This window comes from Anaerostipes sp. 494a (assembly GCF_001940315.1).
Classification (GTDB): Bacteria; Bacillota; Clostridia; order Lachnospirales; family Lachnospiraceae; genus Anaerostipes; species Anaerostipes faecalis.
On sequence record NZ_MJIF01000001.1, the window covers coordinates 1,834,625 to 1,854,455 of the forward strand.

At 36.5% G+C, this 19,831-nt stretch carries 17 protein-coding genes; 16 read left to right on the top strand and 1 reads right to left on the bottom strand.

The features are described from left to right. Window positions 1–72: 72 nt before the first annotated feature. From BHF70_RS09135 to aguA, 10 genes are all read left to right on the top strand, one after another. The gene (locus tag BHF70_RS09135) at window positions 73–813 is read left to right on the top strand and encodes a DUF5986 family protein (RefSeq protein WP_075759928.1); all 741 of its coding nucleotides are present in this window, start codon (window positions 73–75) and stop codon (window positions 811–813) included. A 23-nt stretch (window positions 814–836) separates the two neighbouring features. Then, window positions 837–1,991, top strand: a complete 1,155-nt coding sequence (locus tag BHF70_RS09140) for a helix-turn-helix domain-containing protein (protein WP_075759929.1) — start codon at window positions 837–839, stop codon at window positions 1,989–1,991. Between the two features lie 23 nt (window positions 1,992–2,014). Beyond that, window positions 2,015–3,580, top strand: coding sequence for an HNH endonuclease (locus tag BHF70_RS09145; RefSeq protein WP_075759930.1), 1,566 nt, complete (start codon window positions 2,015–2,017; stop codon window positions 3,578–3,580). A gap of 508 nt (window positions 3,581–4,088) precedes the next feature. Then, the gene (locus tag BHF70_RS09150; RefSeq protein WP_075759931.1) at window positions 4,089–4,703 is read left to right on the top strand and encodes an anthranilate synthase component II; all 615 of its coding nucleotides are present in this window, start codon (window positions 4,089–4,091) and stop codon (window positions 4,701–4,703) included. Further along, window positions 4,684–6,030 carry an aminodeoxychorismate synthase component I gene (gene pabB, locus BHF70_RS09155; RefSeq protein WP_075759932.1) on the top strand — a complete coding sequence of 449 codons (1,347 nt, stop codon included), beginning with the start codon at window positions 4,684–4,686 and terminating at the stop codon, window positions 6,028–6,030. Before BHF70_RS09150 ends, pabB begins: the two co-directional genes overlap by 20 nt. Beyond that, the gene (locus BHF70_RS09160; RefSeq protein ID WP_083638394.1) at window positions 5,984–6,607 is read left to right on the top strand and encodes an aminotransferase class IV; all 624 of its coding nucleotides are present in this window, start codon (window positions 5,984–5,986) and stop codon (window positions 6,605–6,607) included. The genes pabB and BHF70_RS09160 overlap by 47 nt, the downstream gene beginning before the upstream one ends. Window positions 6,608–6,722: 115 nt before the next feature. After that, a complete protein-coding gene (locus BHF70_RS09165; RefSeq protein ID WP_158024886.1) occupies window positions 6,723–7,403 on the top strand; it encodes a helix-turn-helix transcriptional regulator in 681 nt (226 codons plus the stop codon). 246 nt (window positions 7,404–7,649) lie between these two features. Beyond that, entirely contained in the window at window positions 7,650–8,507 is an 858-nt protein-coding gene (aguB, locus tag BHF70_RS09170; protein WP_075759935.1) for an N-carbamoylputrescine amidase, read from the top strand. Window positions 8,508–8,522: 15 nt separating this feature from the next. Then, window positions 8,523–9,890, top strand: a complete 1,368-nt coding sequence (locus tag BHF70_RS09175; RefSeq protein WP_075759936.1) for an APC family permease — start codon at window positions 8,523–8,525, stop codon at window positions 9,888–9,890. A gap of 2 nt (window positions 9,891–9,892) precedes the next feature. Then, on the top strand, window positions 9,893–10,999 hold the full coding sequence (aguA, locus tag BHF70_RS09180; RefSeq protein ID WP_075760580.1) for an agmatine deiminase: 1,107 nt from the start codon (window positions 9,893–9,895) through the stop codon (window positions 10,997–10,999). Window positions 11,000–11,144: 145 nt separating this feature from the next. On the opposite strand, the gene BHF70_RS09185 is transcribed toward aguA, so the two are convergent. Continuing rightward, window positions 11,145–12,899: an IS1634 family transposase gene (locus tag BHF70_RS09185; protein WP_075759937.1), complete on the bottom strand. Its 1,755-nt coding sequence runs from the start codon at window positions 12,897–12,899 to the stop codon at window positions 11,145–11,147. Window positions 12,900–13,391: 492 nt separating this feature from the next. Between BHF70_RS09185 and BHF70_RS09190 the strand changes: the two genes are divergently transcribed. The 6 genes from BHF70_RS09190 (at window position 13,392) to pepT (ending at window position 19,509) form a co-directional block, all read left to right on the top strand. Then, window positions 13,392–14,528, top strand: coding sequence for a tyramine oxidase subunit B (locus BHF70_RS09190; protein WP_075759938.1), 1,137 nt, complete (start codon window positions 13,392–13,394; stop codon window positions 14,526–14,528). 86 nt (window positions 14,529–14,614) lie between these two features. Next, window positions 14,615–15,073 (top strand): DUF6597 domain-containing transcriptional factor, encoded by a 459-nt coding sequence (locus tag BHF70_RS09195; protein WP_075759939.1) that lies wholly within the window; start codon window positions 14,615–14,617, stop codon window positions 15,071–15,073. 644 nt (window positions 15,074–15,717) lie between these two features. Then, complete coding sequence (tnpA, locus tag BHF70_RS09200; protein WP_075759940.1) at window positions 15,718–16,119, top strand: IS200/IS605 family transposase; 402 nt, start codon at window positions 15,718–15,720, stop codon at window positions 16,117–16,119. A gap of 2 nt (window positions 16,120–16,121) precedes the next feature. Then, window positions 16,122–17,396, top strand: coding sequence for an RNA-guided endonuclease InsQ/TnpB family protein (locus BHF70_RS09205; protein ID WP_075759941.1), 1,275 nt, complete (start codon window positions 16,122–16,124; stop codon window positions 17,394–17,396). Window positions 17,397–17,438: 42 nt separating this feature from the next. Beyond that, window positions 17,439–18,185: an APC family permease gene (locus tag BHF70_RS09210; protein WP_278277200.1), complete on the top strand. Its 747-nt coding sequence runs from the start codon at window positions 17,439–17,441 to the stop codon at window positions 18,183–18,185. Between the two features lie 106 nt (window positions 18,186–18,291). Then, the gene (gene pepT / locus BHF70_RS09215) at window positions 18,292–19,509 is read left to right on the top strand and encodes a peptidase T (protein WP_075759943.1); all 1,218 of its coding nucleotides are present in this window, start codon (window positions 18,292–18,294) and stop codon (window positions 19,507–19,509) included. Window positions 19,510–19,831: the final 322 nt, after the last annotated feature.

Sequence of the window (19,831 nt, forward strand, 5' to 3'; positions counted from 1 at the left end):
AAAATTACTTGACAAAAACAATAAAAATGGTAAAATGACATAAAAAGAGCGAATTTAAAAGGAGAAAAATATATGAAACGATATAATGAAAAAATACCATTAGATACATGTATTGTCAAGTTACTTGTTAAGTCAATCGAAAATGCTGATTATTTATATCGAAACTATTTGCTGGAAGAAGAATTTCCAACAGACAATGGAAGCGAAGGAGCAAAATGGAATTATATTAACAGAGAAGTAAAAAATGATTTGGAAGAAGGAAGATATCAGATTGAGGTGCTGTACCGTGGACCATGGAAATTTTTAGGGATATATGATCGTGGAACAAGATATTTTTATACACTTATGAGAGAAAAAAATCTTCTTTCTCTACAGAAAAATCAAAGTACAAAACTTTTTCATTACATGAATGCTCTGAGTCGATTGAATGAAGGATTAAAAACTGAGTATGTGGTAGAAAATGAGCAGTTATGTTTGTTTCCGGATATGATGTACGATGAGGAAGGCGAAGAAACTTTAAATCGGATACTGGAGAAACTTACTGCTAAAATAGATGGTTCTATAGAGCGATATGTTTTAATATCATTTGATATTTCACATGGTCAGGTAACTGCAATTAAAGGAACTGTTCCGGCAGTTGGAATGAATTACTATAAAGAAGAAGACTGGGCCGATTTGTTAAATGCATCATATTATACTGATGATGCTGGTGGATCAGAAGAAGTCTCAGAAGAGATTGTGATGCTGGAGCGCAAACCAAGGCTTTGTAGAAGAAAAAGGAAAGAAGAGCACCAAGGTGCTGAACAGAAATAACACTGGAGGAATAGAATGACGTGATGAGAGTTCAATCTGGATTTAATGGAAATAGATTAAAGGCTGCACGTTTGTATAGAGGGATGACAATATCAGAAGTAGCTAAAATGTCGAACGTGTCAAAACAGGCAATATCTCAGTTTGAAAACAGCAAAGCAGAACCTAAATTAGAAACATTAATGAGAATAATGCAAATATTAAAATTTCCGAGAGAGTATTTTTATGAAACCCCAGAAGATAAAGTAGTAGTTGGCGATACGTATTTCAGATCACTATCATCCACAAGTAATAAAGAGCGTCTGGCACAAATAGAATGTGTTAAGCTGTTGGTATCCATTTATCGGGGAATCGATGAATATATAGCGTTTCCGGAACTTAATCTGTATACAGTTCCGGAGGATTTTGATTTTGATGTAGAAACACTGGCAAAAAAAGTACGTGAATTTTGGAAACTGGGAAACGGGAGAATATTAAATCTTGTCAGCGTACTGGAAAAGAATGGGGTTATTGTCAGCACAAGATTTACAAATGGAAGAAAAATAGATGCCTTTAGTCAGATTGAAAATATAAACGACAAAATAATTGCCGTTGTAATATTAGGAGACGATAAGGAAAATGCATTTAGAAGAAATTTCAGTGCTGCACATGAACTGGGACATTTGTTATTAGACGATTTTTATGATATAGAAGGAATGAGTAAAGTTGAATATAAAGAAATGGAAGATACAATGAATCGCTTTGCAGGAGCATTACTGGTACCGGAAGAAGTTTACAGAATGGATTTGCAGACAAGTGCAAAGACAGAACTTAATTTCTATATTCAAATGAAAAAAAAATATGGTATATCTGCTGCAGCTTTGATAGTAAGAGCGAGACAGTTGGAAGAGATTACAACAAATCAATATCAATATCTGATGAAACAGTTGTCACAAAAAGGGTACAGAACGTGTGAGCCTTATGATAAAGAAACGAAACAAATGCAACCGAGATATTTAAAAGAAGCGATGAAAATGATTATTGAAGAGGATAAAATAACAGGACGTGAATTTCTGGACGTGATTTCTGAAAAAGGTGCAAGTATTTCGGAAGAAATAGTAGAAAATATACTTAATTTGGAAAAAGGATATCTTAGAATGAATGACTGTGCTGGAGAAGTTGTTGCTCTGGAAAGAAGGTAAAAGATTATTATGGGAGGTAGCTTATGCAAACAGTTGTATTAGATGCATTAATTCCGAGAGAAGATTTTGAAATAGTTTCCGATATAGGGAATGGAGGAAATACACGGAATAAAACAACATTATCAATCGAGGACCTAAAGTATGATTCATTCTTTTTTGCTGCATTGAGAAAACCGATTTTTCAAAGGGAAACAAATGAATGGGATCCTAAAAAAATCTGTGCCATGATTGAAAGTTTTGTAGATGGAGAATTAATTCCGGCAATTATATTATGGAGAAATCAAAGTGGATATATTTTTGTAATTGATGGTGCTCATAGGCTTAGTAGTTTGGGAGCTTGGATAAATGATGATTATGGTGATGGTATAGTATCACTAAAGTATTATGAAAATTATATATCTGAAGAACAAAGAAAAATAGCCGAAAAGACAAGAAAACTCGTAAATGAAAAAATTGGATCATTTAGAGAAATAATGGAAATTTGCAGAAATATTAATATTTCTTCTGATGAGAGAAAGAAAAAAATTGCAAAAAATTTGGGGGCATTAGCATTACAATTACAATGGGTTGAAGGAAATGCGGATAAAGCAGAAGATTCATTTTTAAAAATTAATCAATTAGCAACCAAAATAAGTAATGCGGAGTTAGAATTGATCCAGAATAGAAACTATGCATATGCACTTGCGGCTAGAGCGATTGTTAGAGCCGGTAAAGGTTATAATTATTGGTCATCTTTTAATGAAGAAGTGCAGAAGAAGATAATTGATAAATCAAAAGAAGCAAATATTCTGATGTTTGGCAAAGGACAATATATATCGAATGATATAAATAATTTGCCAATAGGTGGAGCTCAAATATCAACCTTCACATTAGATGTAGTTACTCAAACTGTAAAAATATGTAATGGAATTACAAAATTGGACATGGCTAAAAAAGCATCTGAGAATGAAGTATTAAAATGTATTGATAATACACTTAAAATTTTGCAGTATATTAATTCGAAAGAAAAATTTTCTCTTGGATTACATCCGTTTATATATTTTTATTCGGATATAGGAAAACACAAAATAGGATCGTATTATGGAATTTTGTTATTTGTAAAAGAATTGATAGAATATAAAAAGTTGAATGAATTTATTGCTATAAGAGAGAAATTCGAACAGATAATATATCAGTATAATTTTCTGGTTCAACAAATTATTCGAAAGTATCGTCAATCTAAACGTGCATATTTTTATGTTAAAGATTATTTTATAATTATCATGAAGAAACTAAATAAATATCCAGAGTATAATACAGAGCAAATTATAGAACTGTTAAAACAGGAAGACGCATTTAAATTTCTTCAAACGGAGATTGTTGATAATGAAGAAGTATCAGTGAAAAGTAATTTCTCCAGAGGTCGGAAACAACAAATAAAAATAAGAACTTTTGTATCAACATTACCGAAATGCCCGATATGTGGAGGATATCTGGATAATAAGTCTATTTCAATAGATCATATAAAAAGAAAAGAGGATGGAGGAGATAATTCTATCAAAAACGGACAGGTGACACATCTATATTGTAATACTACATATAAAAATTGATAACACCATGATAACAAAATCCTCAAAAACCACACGGACACAGCGGAAAATCCGCATTTTTCCGTACAAAATGAACGGAAAATAACCATTTAGCCTCTGCAACACGCCATTCTGATACCGTGAAGGTGGACGTACAGTAGGTTCAGGTAGAGTTGCATCTATTATCGAGTAATCTACGCGAAAGCAACGATAAGCTTAGATAAGTACAAATTAGCCCGGAGAGTGCTTGCACTCTTCCGGGTTTTTTGCTATATAAAAATAATGAAGTATCACTCTGGATTGTTTCCCGGCAGATTAATTTATAGGGAAAGCACTGGTAATAGATTACAGAAATCTAACTGAGGGAGAGAGCATTACCATGGAGTAGATTGAGAAATATAAAAAAATGGACAGTTTAACGAAGCTATGGTAAAATAACAAAAATAACTGGTGTGCCTGTAAAATGGGAAACTGCCAAAAAAGGATTCGATTTGGAATCTTTTTTTGGCAGTTTTTTTTGGAGGAAAATATGTATTTAATGATTGATAATTATGACTCTTTTGTATATAATCTCGTTTGCTACTTACAGGAATACGGAGAAGATGTAGCATTGGTACGAAATGATAAGATTACCATAGAAAAAATAAAAGAATTTTTGGGCCGTGGTATCTTAAAAGGCATTATCATATCACCTGGTCCGAAAAGTCCTGAAGACTGTGGATCATGCAAAGAAATAGTAAATGAAATGGCTGGTAAAGTTCCAATTTTAGGTGTCTGTCTCGGACATCAGATTATTGGACATGTATTTGGTGCAACCATCAAAAAAGGCGTACAACCTATGCATGGTAAAGTTAGCAGAATATTTAATAATCAAAGGAATCTTTTTTTAAACTTGCCAAAGTCTTATTATGTTACAAGATATCATTCTTTAGTCATTAGTGATGATGATTTTCCAGATGCATTAGAAATAGACGCCCAATCTGAAGATGGGGTGATTATGGGGATACATCATAAAATATATCCCATATATGGGGTTCAATTTCACCCTGAAGCAGTTTTGACAGAATACGGTCATGGATTACTTAAGAATTTTATAAAAATATGTAATGGATGGTATAATACTCATGGCAACAAAAATTTGTAAATTAGATTTTTATAGAAAAGCAGAGAATATTTTTGAACAATACAAAAATGATAACATGGCGATTTTTTTAGACTCTTCATTAGAAAATCAACAGGGGAAATATTCTATGATAGGGTTGAATCCCTATCTTATTTTAAAGGAAATAGACGGAGTCTTTTATAAAAATGATGTACCTCAGGTGGAAAGCTTTGAACAAGGTGTGCAAAAGTATTTAGAGCGGTATAAAGAAAATAATCCCACAAGCCTGCCTTTGATTTCCGGTGCTTTTGGATATTTTTCTTATGATTATGGAAGAAAATTTGAAGATATACATAGCCGTCATCCTAAAAAGCTTTTTATACCGGATGCATTGTTTGTCTTTCATGATTTACTGATTATTGATGATAAATCAGAGCAAACTTTATATATTACTGCCAGAGGAGAGCTGGAGGATCCTGATATTGCAATGGAAAGATTAAAAACAGAAATAAAGGAATGTCAATCTTATAAAATTCCTGAAAAACATAATTCTTTTGCCGAATTTATACCGAACTTTACTAAGGAAGATTATAAAAATGCCATTCAGAAAATGATTTCTTATATTGTTGAGGGAGATATTTACATTGCAAATATGACGCAACAATTAACCATAGAGAGCAAAAAGGACCCTTATGATGTTTATCGTTATTTGCGTACATATAATCCTGCTCCTTTTGGAAGTTTTTTTCAATGTGGGGATTTTCAGATTATCAGTGTTTCTCCTGAACGGTTCCTGCAAATAAAAAAAGATCGTATAGAAACCCGCCCTATTAAGGGAACAAGAAAACGCGGAGAAACAAAACAGGAAGATATTCTTTTAAAAGAAGAATTGCAAAATTCCTCTAAGGATCGTAGTGAACTTCTAATGATCGTAGATTTAGAAAGAAATGACTTAAATCATATATGTAAATCCGGCAGTGTAAATGTTACCAGACATTTTGAAGTAGAAACTTATGCTACAGTCTTCCATTTGGTAACAACTATTATCGGAACATTAAAGGAGAACCTGGAGATTTCTGATTTATTGGGAGCAGTTTTCCCGGGTGATTCCATAACAGGTGCACCTAAAATACGTGCAATGGAGATCATTGACGAATTGGAGCACGATAGACGGAATTTATATACTGGATCACTGGGATATTTTTCTTTTGACGGAAACTGTGATTTTAATATTATCATTCGAACTGCGATTCATCAGAACAAAATGTATCATCTTGGTGTCGGTGGTGGTATTACATGCGAATCCGATTTGGAATTTGAATATGAAGAAACTTTGCAAAATTTTAGGGTTGAATCAATCTTTAGATGATGACATCAAGGTAAAAGTAAACAGTGCTTTAAAGGATGAGGATATTCAATATGGTCGAAAGGTTTTAAAATTAATTGTGTCAGAAAAAAATATTGTTACCTGTATACGAACCAATACTTATCAAAGAGAGGATTACAAAAAAGGCTTTACTGTTGCAATTTCCAACGTCCGAAGAAATGAAACTTCTCCTTTTACCTACCATAAAACGTTAAATTATGGTGACTGCATTATGGAAAAACGCCATGCCAGAAAATCAGGAATTGATGAGCCTGTTTTCTTAAATACAAAGGGGGAAATCGCGGAAGGTGCTACAACCAATGTTTTTTTTGTTAAAAATAAAGAAATATTTACACCACCTCTTTCATGTGGACTGCTTCCTGGTATAATAAGAGAATATTTATTACATACGTTTAAAATTCAAGAAAAAATCATTTTGCCTGAAGATGTTACAAAATATGATGAGATGTTTTTGACCAATTCTTTATTGGGAATTATGCCTGTTAGAAAAATGGAACAGCATGTTTTTGAAAGCATGACCATCGGGACACGATTATCACAAGAACTTTTTCAAGGTTAAATGTTGTTGTATGGGAATTTTTTAGATTCGAGGTGAACATATGCTGAAAAACAGTGATTGGATAATCCTTAACTCAATAACTTATAAAATCCATAGTATATCTGATGAGAAACAAATGAGGCTTTCAATTATGAAGAGGCTGGAGAATTTGATAGATTTTGACAGTGCTTCTTTTTATCTTGCATCTCCGTTTAATGAAAAAGAATTGACAGAACCTGTGGGTATTGAATATTCTCTGGAAGATATGAATGATTATGTGTCACACTTTAAGAATATGGATTATTCTGAGGGGTTGATGTTTACCGGGAAAAATATTGCTTATCGGGAAAGTGACCTGGCAGAGGATGAGGTTCGTAAGAATACAGACTATTATAAAGCGGTTTATGATGTGCAGGGATGGCATTATTCTCTACATTTAAATATTTGCTATCAGGAGCAGTTTTTGGGAGTCATGTCTTTTTTTAGAAAAAAGGGAAAGGAAGATTTTCGATATGAAGATATTTTTGTCCTGGATATGCTAAAAGATCACCTTGCTCTTCGTCTCTATCGGGAAAGGGAAAGCAAAATACATCAGAAATTTTCAGTGTCCCAGTGCGCGGACCAATATCACCTGAGTCCAAAAGAGACTATGGTACTCGGTTATTTGATACATGATGCTTCAGCAGAAGAGATCGCACAGGAATTAGGCATAAGTATCAGTACCTTGAGAAAGCATTGCAATCATTTGTATCAGAAAATGGGAATTAGTCAGCGGATACAGCTTTATGAGATGGTAGATTCCAATTCGGTGGAATAAATGATAAATAGAACTTAGATTCTGCTTTATAGAATCAAAGTTCTATTTATTTATCATAAACAATACATTATTTCTATAATGATAGAATTGAATTTCTCCTTTTTCTTGAATTATAATTACTTCAACAAATAAATTTTCTCTCAAATAAGTTGCAAAGAGGCAATTTCCCCAAAGGGGAGGTTGCCTCTTCTTTTCAATATATGATAGCAATGTTAAGAGAGACATATCAAGAAAGGAAAGACGCACATGAGAAATGTAAAAGTAGCAGCCACACAAATGGCGTGTACATGGAATCTGGAAGAAAATCTGAATAAAGCAGAGAGTATGGTAAAAGAAGCAGCAGCTTGTGGAGCCAATATTATTTTGCTGCAGGAATTATTTGAAACACCATATTTCTGTCAGAGACAGGATTTTAAATATTTTGATATTGCTTCTGCTCCAGAAGATAATAAGGCCATTGCCCGTTTTAAAAAAGTTGCAAAGGAATTAAATGTAGTAATTCCTGTCAGTTTTTATGAAAAAGCAGGAAATACAGCATTCAATTCCATTGCTATTATTGATGCAGATGGAACGGTTCTTGGAATTTACCGTAAAACCCATATCCCAGATGGTCTTCCATATGCAGAAAAATTTTATTTTACACCGGGAGATACAGGATTCAAGGTCTGGAAGACAAAATTTGGAACCATTGGTGTAGGTATTTGCTGGGATCAGTGGTTTCCAGAATGTGCAAGAAGCATGGCACTGCTTGGCGCAGAAATGTTATTTTATCCGACAGCTATTGGAAATGAACCGATACTTCAGCATGATTCCATGCCGCACTGGCGTCATTGCATGCAGGGACATGCGGCAGCAAATATTATGCCGGTAATTGCATCAAATCGAGTTGGTACCGAAAAAGATGGTACGGAAATGACATTTTATGGTTCTTCTTTTATTGCCGATGAACATGGTGATATTATTGAAGGAATGGACAGAGAATCCGAAGGTATTCTAACTGCAGAATTTGATTTGGATGAGATTGCAGAAACCAGAAGAAACTGGGGTGTATTCAGAGATCGTCGTCCGGAAATGTATCAGACATTAATGAGTCACGGCAGATAAGGAAAGGACAGTAGTATGAAGAAAGAATTTCATTTAATGGATGCGGTTATGACGGTTATCTGCGTTGTGTTTGTTGCGGAGGCAGCAGCACCGGTGGCGGCCGTTGGAAATTCACAGTATTTCTGGTGGATTTTCTTATTGATTACATTTCTTCTTCCGTATGGATTGATTTCAGCAGAGCTTGGAACAACCTATGAAGGAGAGGGAGGAATTTATGATTGGGTATCTAAGGCCTATGGAAAGCGTTGGGGCGGACGGGTGTCCTGGTATTACTGGATTAATTTCCCTTTATGGATGGCATCTCTGGCACTGATGTTTCCGGATACCATCGGTATGCTGACTGGAATACAGATGGGAGTGGTTCCGTCATTGATTATTGAACTGGCTTTTATATGGATTGTCATATTTATCAGTTTTTTCCCGGTCTGTGACAGCACATGGATTTTAAATGGTGCAGCTGTGATTAAGGTACTTATTGCACTGACCCTTGGAATTCTCGGAATTTACGGTGCTGTCAATCATGGAATGGCCAACACCTACACGTTGAAATCTTTGTTGCCAAGCTTTGACCTGGATAGTTTATCTTATATTTCCGTTATTATTTTTAATTGTCTGGGATTTGAAGTTGTATGTACCTTTGCAGACGATATGGAAAATCCCAAAAAGCAGATACCACAGGCAATCATTATTGGAGGAGTTGCTATTGCTGCCATTTATATTTTTATGGCATTTGGTATCGGAGTAGCGATTCCTACAGATCAGATCAGTACCAGCACAGGACTTTTGGATAGTATTCAGCTGCTGACCGGACATCCTACAGGAATTATTGTAACTGTGGTTGCAATAGCATTTCTGCTTACTCTGTTTGGAAATATGATTTCCTGGTCTTTGGGTGTTAATAATGTTGCAGCATATGCGGCAGATAATGGTGATATGCCGTCTGTATTTGGTATACGCAGTGCAAAAAATGATATGCCGGTCGGGGCATCTATTATGAACGGGATTGTTGCAAGTCTTATTTTGATCATTGCTCCGTTTATTCCTAATCAGGAATTGTTCTGGTGTTTCTTCGCACTGAATCTTTTTATGTTCCTGCTGGCTTATGTGCCGGTATTTCCAGCATTTTTGAAGCTTCGTAACATAGATGGAGATCGTCCGCGGCCGTTTAAGGTGCCGGGCGGACCGGCTGCAATTCACATCATTGCCATTGTGCCTATGATTATGCTGGTGATTTCATTAATTTTTACAGCAGTTCCGTTATCTTTAGATAGGGAAACTCTGGAAGGAGTGCTGCCGATTACCATAGGAGCTATTTTGTGTATTCTTATAGGAGAAATTATTGTATGTATGAAACGAAAAAACTGCAGAAAGGAAGGTTGCTAGTTATGTCAAAAAGAATTTTAAATACAACACCGAAACAGGATGGATTCCGTATGCCTGGAGAATTTGAGGAACAGGAGCAAATCTGGATGCTTTGGCCGGAACGCACGGATAACTGGAGAGAAGGGGCAAAACCAGCCCAGAAAACATTTATGGAAGTAGCTAAAGCTATTCGTCAGTTTGAACCTGTGACTGTCTGCGCATCTCCTGCTCAGTATGGAAACTGCAGAGCGCAGCTGCCAGATAACATCCGGGTTGTGGAAATGACAAGCAATGATGCATGGATTCGTGACTGTGGACCGACATTTGTCATCAATGACAATGGAGAGATCCGAGGATGTGACTGGACTTTCAATGCATGGGGAGGTCTGGTGGACGGACTGTATTTCCCATGGGATCAGGATGATCAGGTTGCACAGAAAGTATGTGAGATGGAAGGAATCGATTCTTATCGTACTGAAGGATTTGTTCTGGAAGGGGGATCTTTCCATGTGGATGGAGAAGGAACAGTTATTACTACAGAAATGTGTCTGTTGAGCGAAGGAAGAAATTCACATATGACGAAAGAGGAAATTGAGCAGATGCTGAAAGATTATCTTAACTGTGAAACGGTTATCTGGGTTAAAGATGGTGTGGATCCATATGAAACCAACGGACATATTGATGATGTGGTACAGTACATCCGTCCGGGAGAAGTAGCATGCATCTGGAGCGATGATCCAAAACATCCATTTTACAAAGAAGCAAGGGCTGCTTATGAAACACTGTCTCAGGCAGTGGATGCCAAAGGACGTAAGCTTAAGGTACATAAAGCCTGTGTTACTAAAAATCCTGTATATTTAAAGGGTGCAGACACCATTGATAAAATGGAAGGAACCATTCCAAGAGAAGACGGTGAAATTTCTATCGCATCTTATATGAATTTCCTGATTGTTAATGGAGGAGTTATTGTACCACAGTATGGAGATGAAAATGATGCTCTGGCACTGGAACAGATTCAGGCAATCTTTCCTGAACGAAAAGTTGTAGGAGTACGGACAGAAGAAGTTGCATATGGTGGTGGAAATATCCACTGTATTACACAGCAGCAGCCAAAAGTGAAAAATAAATAGATTCAAAGATTAAACTTGAGGATATGCTTGACATATTATATATGAATTTTATAATCCCATCTTTGACAGTTAATAAAAGACAAAACAGCCGAAAAGCCTGTATTTATAGGCTTTTCGGCTGTTTGTTCGTTTGCATCGATATGTGCTATATTTTTGCTTTTGTGCTAGTTATCTTTTTTGTCTTTGAAATAATTCCTCGCATGGAGGCTTTTGATATAAATTCAAAGTCTGTTCTTAATCCAAATGAACTGTGAAGAGCATCTGTTAGTTTTGTGCGTTTGTAAGAAGGAATGTAACCACTGTCCTTGCTTAATAGTGTCATATTCATACCACGTAGTGTTTCCAAAATCTGAGTACATGTAAACCCTTCCCCCAGTTTCTTTTCTAATAATCTATATACTAAGAGACTGATATAACACGTAAGAAAATGTGCTTTGATACGATCGTCTCTCTGTACATAGACGGGTCTGGCTTCGAAATCGGATTTCATGATCCGAAAGTTCTCTTCGATTTCCCAACGTTGCTTGTTAATCTTAATGATTTCTGCTGGGTTATCTTCAAGGTTTGTTACAACAGCATAAAAACCATCATACATGGATTCTTCATTTATGCGTTCTTCATCCAATTCATAAACAGACTTATCTGCGATTTCACCATCTGGTGTAATGCTAGTCTTTTGAATGAATCGTGCAGGATCGTTTTGATTCTTCCCTCGTCTGCATTTTCCTGGAGACTGAATCATTTTCAGTGCACGGTCAATCTGACGATTACGAATTTTTTGTTGATAAGCTTTATATTTAGGAGAGTAAGTAACAATAATCGTTTCATCCATATCTCCGGTCACAAGAGGTACTTCTTTGTAATAAACCGTATGAAATACATCCGGATCCGTTTCGTCAAGGGTTCTTAGATCAATCATTTTATTCGAACCAGGAACTTTAAATTGAGTTGGATTCAGGGCTATTTCACGATCTTCCTGTTTCATTTTTTTTAATGAGTAAGTGATCACATAAGAACGATTCCCAAAGCTGTTTAGAAATCTGTTTTTTACGCTTCCTAAGCCGGCATCCGAACAAAAGATAAATTCGCTGCAATCAAAATCTTTAATTACTTTTGTCTCTAATGGTTTTAGTGTGAGCTGTTCGTTTTGATTTCCGGGGAAAATATCAAAAGCAAGTGGTATGCCATCAGCATCCATAAAAAGTCCCATAGTAACGATTGGATTCGGCCTATGTTCTTTATTTTTACCGTATTTTTTGTCACCACTTTCTTCTTCGATTTCGAAATAGTAATTCGCGCAATCGTAATACAAGATTTTTGAATTGCGATGATGAACAAAGTTTGAATTTCGATAAAGTTCTTCTTGGATGTAATCCGATTCCTCTGCCATAACAGAAAGAGCACGATAAACATTCTGCAAAGAATATTTAGGCGGTTCCAAAAGAGAATGACAGAAAGAATAGCTGCTCATCTTGCTGGAAGGAGATAGGATTCTCACATAGATCAAATCTGTGAGAATCGCGTGAAAGTCGTAAGTGAATTTATGACGGTTACGAATGTTCCTGCAAATGTTAGTTAGTCTTAATTCGGAACATAACTGCTGCAAAAAGAGATATCCTATGTTGAATAAACGCTCTTCCTCCAAAGGAATACGTGCTGTTTGAGAAAATCTGACAGAGATTTGTTCTCTTTGCTGATTATAAAGGGCAGTTTCTTTCGCAGCTTCTGCCTTGGCCCAATCCATCATTTTTTCTTTGTCGCCTGAAAACCGTTCTAAAAGGTCATTGTATTTTCCAAGTTTTTTGTAAATGCGAGAAGACGATTTTCCGTTTTCTTTTCTGTAAGATTGGTAAATATATACGTCCTTGTTGTTTTGACTACCAGTAATGTTTATATACATAACAAATCACTCCTTATATATATTATAACACACAAGCACAAACAAGCACAGATAAAAACGTTAAATTTGACAAAAAAATAAGCCATAAATGGCTTAAATAAAGGATTCTTTATAATATTACTAAAATACAAGTGTCAAAGACCCGTCTTCAAGATAAAAGATAAAAATTTAATATAAACTTCTTTATAACGGTAGCTTATATGCTATGGTTAGGCACCAAAAATATCACGGCAAAAGTCGTGATATTTTTGCGTTTAGATAAAAAGGCAAAACTTGACGTGAAATCTGCAAAGATATATAATGGAGCTTCAATAAAAAAGTTAATTCATAATAATTGTCCGTTTTTTACAATTATTTTGTAAAAAAAAGAATAAAATAATAGATATCAGGAAGACAATGGTGTCTGCGATAGCAGATGCTGTTGTCTTCTTTTTTTGTATAAGAAATGCCGTCAGATTCTTTATACAATAAAAAATTCAGGAGGGATAATTTATGGATAATAAAAGGAAAATTGATTTTTTATATTTAAGTGAGCCAGATATGATTAAAGCAGGGGTCACAGATATGGCAGGCTGTATTGACACAATGGAAGAAGTGTTACAGTTACTTGCAAAGGGGGATTATATGATGGCAGGATCCAATCATAATTCTCATGGAGCAATGGTATCATTTCCAGATGATCCAGTTTTTCCAAATATGCCAAAAAACGGACCGGATCGAAGATTTATGGCAATGCCGGCATATCTTGGTGGTGACTTTGATATGGCAGGGATGAAGTGGTATGGATCTAATGTTGAAAATCATAATGTGGGATTACCAAGATCAATTTTGACTATGATGCTAAATGATAAGGAAACCGGGGCACCTGTTGCCATGATGTCTGCTAATCTGGTAAGTGCATATCGGACCGGAGCTGTTCCTGGAGTAGGAGTTCGTTATCTGGCAAAAAAAGATGCGAAAGTCTTAGGGATTATTGGTCCTGGAACCGTAAGTAAGGCGATGGTTGAGGCTTTTGCAATTGCATGTCCTACATTAGATACCCTAAAGATTAAGGGAAGAAGAAAAGAAACGATAGATGCTTTTCTGGAATTTGTAAATGAAAAATGTCCACAGTTTACAACGATCCAGGTGGTAGACAGTAACGAAGATGCAGTTAGAGACTGTGATATTGTTGGTGTTGCAACATCCAGTCCTGTGCTGGTAAAAGATTATGTGTTTATCAAAGAAGAATGGATTAAACCAGGTTGTTTATTCTGCCTTCCTGCAACTGTAAATTTCGATGATGATTTTATTGCAAACAGATGCACAAAAATTGTTGATAATCAGGCGTTATATGATGCCTGGGCAGAAGAATTTCCATATCCGACATTTGGCGATATTACAATTATAGGTTCCAAATTTACAGATATGATCCACGAGGGAAAAATGAGTCCGGACGAGATTACCAATATAGGAGATATTATCAGTGGAGACAAGCCGGGTAGAACCAGTGATGATGAAATTATCTTATATTCTGTCGGAGGAATGCCGGTAGAAGATGTTGCATGGGGAAAACGTGTATATCAAAATGCGAAGAAAAAACATATAGGAATAGAATTGAATTTATGGCATGAGCCGACAATGGCTTAAGTTAGGAGCTTTTCATGAAAGAACAAAATATATTAATACCACGTCAGCCATATATGGTCATGGTGGCAGATCACTATTAAAAAAAAGTGATCGCAAAGTATGGTATATCACATTTTTATTATTTTAAGGCTAAAGAAGATATAAATGAGATACCCACGTCTTTTCCAGATGGCTGTGTGGATCTGATGTTCTTTCGTGATAAAAAAAGTGGAAAATATGGGGCCGAGATTTATGGAAGTCTGATGACACCACATCCGGTAGAAATCCATCCTGGATATGAATATTTTGGTTTGCGTTTTCTGCCGGGGATGAATCCTTTGGTAGTAGATGCTCGTTTAGGAGATCTGATTGAATTAGTTTCACCTTTGCAGGAGATGATTAAAAATCCGTATTTGGAAAAACGGATCTGTATGGCTGAATCGTTTGAAAATCAGATTTATATCTTTATGGAGCAATATGGTAAGGAATATGATGAGGTTTCAGAATACTGTCCAGTATTTAGAACAGCAGCATTTGAAAGGAATTCATTTTACGGAAATATGTAATGAAAAATACTATGATCAGTCCCATATGATTAGAGAATTTCGAACAATGGCAAAACGAAGTCCCAGTGATTTTATCAAACGATCTAGCAAGAATACTCCCACTTCAAGCCCGTAGAGGGATAAGTGGTGAGATGAATTGCCGAAGCCGTGCCCTAGTAGAAAATAGAGCCGGAATTTCCGGCTCATACGCCTACTCTCGTCCAATCCCACATCGCACCATTTCACGCTGCATTGCTCGTGTTGCTGGCGCTTGGGTTTTGGCTGAATCAATTAAATTATCAACAGATTTCGAGTCTATAGTATTCCTCTCTTTCATTTTGGGCTATTTTATAAAAAGCTTTTGCCAACTCAAACTCATTCTCGCAATCCCACCCTATCCATTACGCACTCTTCAAGTTCGTCTCAATGATAATCATTCAACCTTGAAATAAATATATTCGAAAACGTTTTCCTTGGGCGTTTCTGGTCTTGATTTGTCATATTTGTTTTCTTCCAAATATTCACAAATCATATCCTCCTTAAATTATATTCTTATATACAATTATACCTCGTACGGCAATAAAAACGTATAGTATCTGGTTGAAATTTTCAAAAAATCCCCTTATAATAAAATCAGTCTTAAATGTAGAAAGGGCTAGATACCAATGGAATTACAAACAAATAACCATTCAGTCTTTGCATTGCACTATCATCTGGTGATGGTAGTCAAATACCGCAGGCGTGTACTGGATGACACTATCTCTGACAGACTGAGAGAAATCTTTGAAAACGTGGCCGGTAACTATCACATTACCGTGGAAGAATGGAATCATGACATTGATCATGTCCATGTATTGTTCCAGGCACACCCAAAGAGCGAATTATCCAAATTCATCAACGCCTACAAGTCTGCCAGTAGCCGTCTCATCAAGAAAGAATATCCGGCCATCCGGAAGAAACTCTGGAAGGAAATGTTCTGGAGCCGTTCTTTCTGCTTGTTGACCACAGGCGGTGTCACCATGGATGTCATTCTGCAGTACATCGAGGATCAAGGAGAGAAAGAGTAAGTATGAAAGGAAAGAAAAAGGACAAACACTATCTTTGTGTAAAACAGCAATTGAAACGTCTGACGAAGGAAGAATACCTCATCCTTCGTGAACTTTGTCATGCTGCAAAAAACCTCTACAACGAGGGCTTATACAGTGTTCGTCAGCATTTCTTCCAGACGGAAGAATATCTTCCTTACGCCAAAAACTATCATCTCCTTAAAAACAGCGAAAACTATAAGCTGTTAAACAGTAACATGGGCCAACAGATTCTCAAAGAAGTAGACGGAACTTTTCAATCCTTCTTTGGACTCTTAAAATTGTCCAGACAGGGAGAATACAGCTTCCAGGATATTTCCCTGCCTCATTATCTGCCAAAAGACGGATACATGACGCTGGTAGTGGGATTTGTACGCTTAAATGGGAACCAATTCATCCTCCCTTACTCCAATGCGTTCAAAAAGAACCATAAACCAATCATTATCACCATCCCACCAATCCTGATGGATAAAAAGATCAAAGAGATCCGCATCATTCCAAAAGCCAATGCAAGGTTTTTCGAAATTCAGTATACATATGAAGCTGAACCTATCGAAATACAGATCAATCCAAACAAAGCACTTGCCATTGATTTTGGAATCAATAACTTAGCTACCTGCGTCACTGACGAAGGTGCTTCTTTCATCGTGGACGGAAAACACATCAAATCCATCAACCAGTGGTACAACAAGGAAAACGCCAGGCTGCAGAGCATCAAAGACCTGCAAGGCATCAAAGGAAGCACCAAACGCCAGGCTATCCTTGCCAGAAAACGCAACAATGCAGTGAATGACTATATCAACAAGACTTGTCGCTATATCATCAATTACTGCATCGATAACCAGATTGGTCATGTAGTCATCGGCTACAATAAGGATCTGCAGAAGAATTCCAATATCGGACATCGAAACAATCAGAACTTGGTGAATATCCCAGTTGGTGAGATCCGCAAAAAATTGGAGTATCTTTGTGCCCTCTATGGCATCCACTATATGCTGCGTGAAGAAAGCTATACATCCAAAGCTTCCTTTTTTGATAGGGATGTTATGCCTGTCTATGGCGAAGAAGATAGCCAAACACCTGCAACATTCAGCGGAAAAAGAGTGAAAAGAGGACTCTATCGGACTTCCACGGGCTATGAATTCAATGCAGACGTAAACGGTGCACTCAATATCCTTCGTAAAAGTAATGTTGTGTGCTTAGATGCACTATACAGTAGAGGCGTCGTGGCAACGCCTATGAGAATACGTATGGCTTAATTGCCATGCGCTGTTCTCATGAAGCCCCCACTTCTATAAGTGGTGGGTAGTTCACTTGTCCTTCAGTCCATTTTAGGAGTTGGAATGACCCAGTATGTAAAATTAAGCCAACTGGCAGGAAGTGACACGCCACATATGATTTTCGCAACAAATCTTTTAGGCCATGCAGGAAGTATTTGGATGGGGCTGGTAACAGTACTGGCAGGAATTTCAACATTGAATACGATACTTCCAAGTACTTCGAAGATTATGCAAGGCATGGCAGAAGAAGGAATGTATCCGAAAATTTTTGCAAAAACCAATCGTCATGGGGTTGCATTGGCCGGCATGTGCCTGATGTGTGGAGTTGTTGCCATGATTTTGATTACAGGATATGCAAATTCCAGTGGCTTATCTAATATGATCCTTGCCGCTTCATGTTTTTGGTTGGTATCTTATGCACTGACACATTTAAATGTTATGGTTTTAAGAAAAAGATATCCGGAGGCACCAAGAAATGAGAAACTTCGACTTGCAAATATTCCACAGATTATCGGAATCATTGGGATAATCTATATGATCTGGAATATCAGTTCAGATATGGAAAGCCGCTTGATGATATACAAACTATTTTTTATAATTTTTGCATTACTAGTCATCTTTGCTTTTTGCTGGGTCAAATTTGTCATGAAAACAAAACCATTTAAAGCAGTACCTATCGAAGAAGTAAGTGAGGAAGCTTCCAAATGGAGAAAGGAAGCGGAACGTCAGGAGTATGTCTATCAGGAAGGGCAGACAGTATTATTATAGAAATTGTTATAGAAAACTAAAGTTGCAGAATCTGTCGGTTATGGAATATAATAAAAGAAATATGTATTCAATGAACAATGTGATAAAATAATAAAAAGGAATTATTATGGACATAAAGCAACGTTTTTTAAATTATGCAACGATATATACAGGAAGCTCTGAAGGCAGTTCTGTCACTCCGTCTACAAAGGAACAGTTTAATCTGGCGCATGAGCTGGAACAGGAAATGAATGAAATCGGATTATCAGATGTGCTAGTAGACGAGAACTGTTATGTGTATGGCTTTTTACCTGCCACAAAAGGCTACGAAAACTGTAAACATATTGGGTTTATTGCACATCTGGATATTGTGAGCGATTTTGGAATAAGGGAAATTAAACCACAGGTTGTAAAAGATTATAATGGGAATGCTATTTCTCTTGGAACCAGTGGACGTTTTCTGGATACAGAACAATTTCCTCATTTGAAAAATGCCTTGGGAAAGACAATTATCACAACAGATGGAAATACAGTACTGGGTGCTGATGACAAAGCGGGAATTGCCGAAATCATGACCATGTGTAGTGAACTGATAGAGAAACAGATTCCACATGGAAAAATCAGCATTTGTTTTACTCCTGATGAAGAAATCGGTCATGGAGCAGCATTGCTGGATCTGGATAAATTTGATGCAGATTATGCATTTACTGTGGATGGAAGCAGTCCCGGTGAAATTGAATATGAAACATTCAATGCAGCCAGTGGAATATATGAAATTAAAGGGATATCTGTGCATCCGGGAGATGCCAAGGATAAGATGGTAAACGCATCTCTTGTGGCAATGGAAATAAACAGGATGCTTCCAGAAGAAGAGATTCCTGCTAATACAGAGGGAAGAGAAGGTTTTTTCCATCTGTGCTCCATGGAGGGAGATGTAGGAAGGGCAAAATTAACCTATATTGTCCGTGATCATGATTCTCATATTTTTGAAAATCGTAAAGATAAAATGAAGAAGATTGAAACTGTCTTAAATAAAAAATATGGAAAGGGTACCGTAACATTAACTTTAAAAGACCAATATAAAAACATGGCAGAAATTATGAAACAACATCCTGAAGTTATTGGAAAAGCCCGAAATGCCATCAGTGAAAGAGGATTACAGCCGGTTTCTAATCCTGTAAGAGGAGGAACAGATGGAGCACAGCTTTCTTTTCGTGGATTACCATGTCCGAATCTTGGGACAGGAGGATATGCAATGCATGGACCATATGAACATGTTATTGTGGAAGAGATGGAAGAAATAGTCCAGATATTAATAAATATTGTTAAGGAATCTTATAACTGATGAAGCCTCCGATAGACCCCGTTATTTAAGCAAAAAATATCTCTTGACAGTGATGGAAGACAGTGCTATATTCAAATCAAGCAACAAAAGGGAGTAGCTGAACATCCATTTATGGATGGGTTTGAGATCGTCAGCCGATACTGTAAGGTATCCGTATCAAATGAGATAGCAAGACTTTTATTGTGACGAATGTCATGATAAAGGTCTTTTTTTATTACATAGGAAAATCCTTTGAATTGCCTATGTAATAAAAAACGCTCCGCAGGAAAGACCTTGTCGGCTTTGTTTATAAATCAAATGATATCCGTCACGAAAGTTGCCG

What these genes read in the sequence shown, in the direction of transcription:
- tnpA (WP_075759940.1), top strand. Translation starts at nt 15,718, where the DNA reads ATGGAATTACAAACAAATAACCATTCAGTCTTTGCATTGCACTATCAT.
- BHF70_RS09145 (WP_075759930.1), top strand. Translation starts at nt 2,015, where the DNA reads ATGCAAACAGTTGTATTAGATGCATTAATTCCGAGAGAAGATTTTGAA.
- BHF70_RS09140 (WP_075759929.1), top strand. Translation starts at nt 837, where the DNA reads ATGAGAGTTCAATCTGGATTTAATGGAAATAGATTAAAGGCTGCACGT.
- BHF70_RS09190 (WP_075759938.1), top strand. Translation starts at nt 13,392, where the DNA reads ATGGATAATAAAAGGAAAATTGATTTTTTATATTTAAGTGAGCCAGAT.
- aguB (WP_075759935.1), top strand. Translation starts at nt 7,650, where the DNA reads ATGAGAAATGTAAAAGTAGCAGCCACACAAATGGCGTGTACATGGAAT.
- pabB (WP_075759932.1), top strand. Translation starts at nt 4,684, where the DNA reads ATGGCAACAAAAATTTGTAAATTAGATTTTTATAGAAAAGCAGAGAAT.
- aguA (WP_075760580.1), top strand. Translation starts at nt 9,893, where the DNA reads ATGTCAAAAAGAATTTTAAATACAACACCGAAACAGGATGGATTCCGT.
- pepT (WP_075759943.1), top strand. Translation starts at nt 18,292, where the DNA reads ATGGACATAAAGCAACGTTTTTTAAATTATGCAACGATATATACAGGA.
- BHF70_RS09205 (WP_075759941.1), top strand. Translation starts at nt 16,122, where the DNA reads ATGAAAGGAAAGAAAAAGGACAAACACTATCTTTGTGTAAAACAGCAA.
- BHF70_RS09160 (WP_083638394.1), top strand. Translation starts at nt 5,984, where the DNA reads ATGAAGAAACTTTGCAAAATTTTAGGGTTGAATCAATCTTTAGATGAT.
- BHF70_RS09185 (WP_075759937.1), bottom strand. Translation starts at nt 12,899, where the DNA reads ATGTATATAAACATTACTGGTAGTCAAAACAACAAGGACGTATATATT.
- BHF70_RS09135 (WP_075759928.1), top strand. Translation starts at nt 73, where the DNA reads ATGAAACGATATAATGAAAAAATACCATTAGATACATGTATTGTCAAG.
- BHF70_RS09165 (WP_158024886.1), top strand. Translation starts at nt 6,723, where the DNA reads ATGAGGCTTTCAATTATGAAGAGGCTGGAGAATTTGATAGATTTTGAC.
- BHF70_RS09150 (WP_075759931.1), top strand. Translation starts at nt 4,089, where the DNA reads ATGTATTTAATGATTGATAATTATGACTCTTTTGTATATAATCTCGTT.
- BHF70_RS09175 (WP_075759936.1), top strand. Translation starts at nt 8,523, where the DNA reads ATGAAGAAAGAATTTCATTTAATGGATGCGGTTATGACGGTTATCTGC.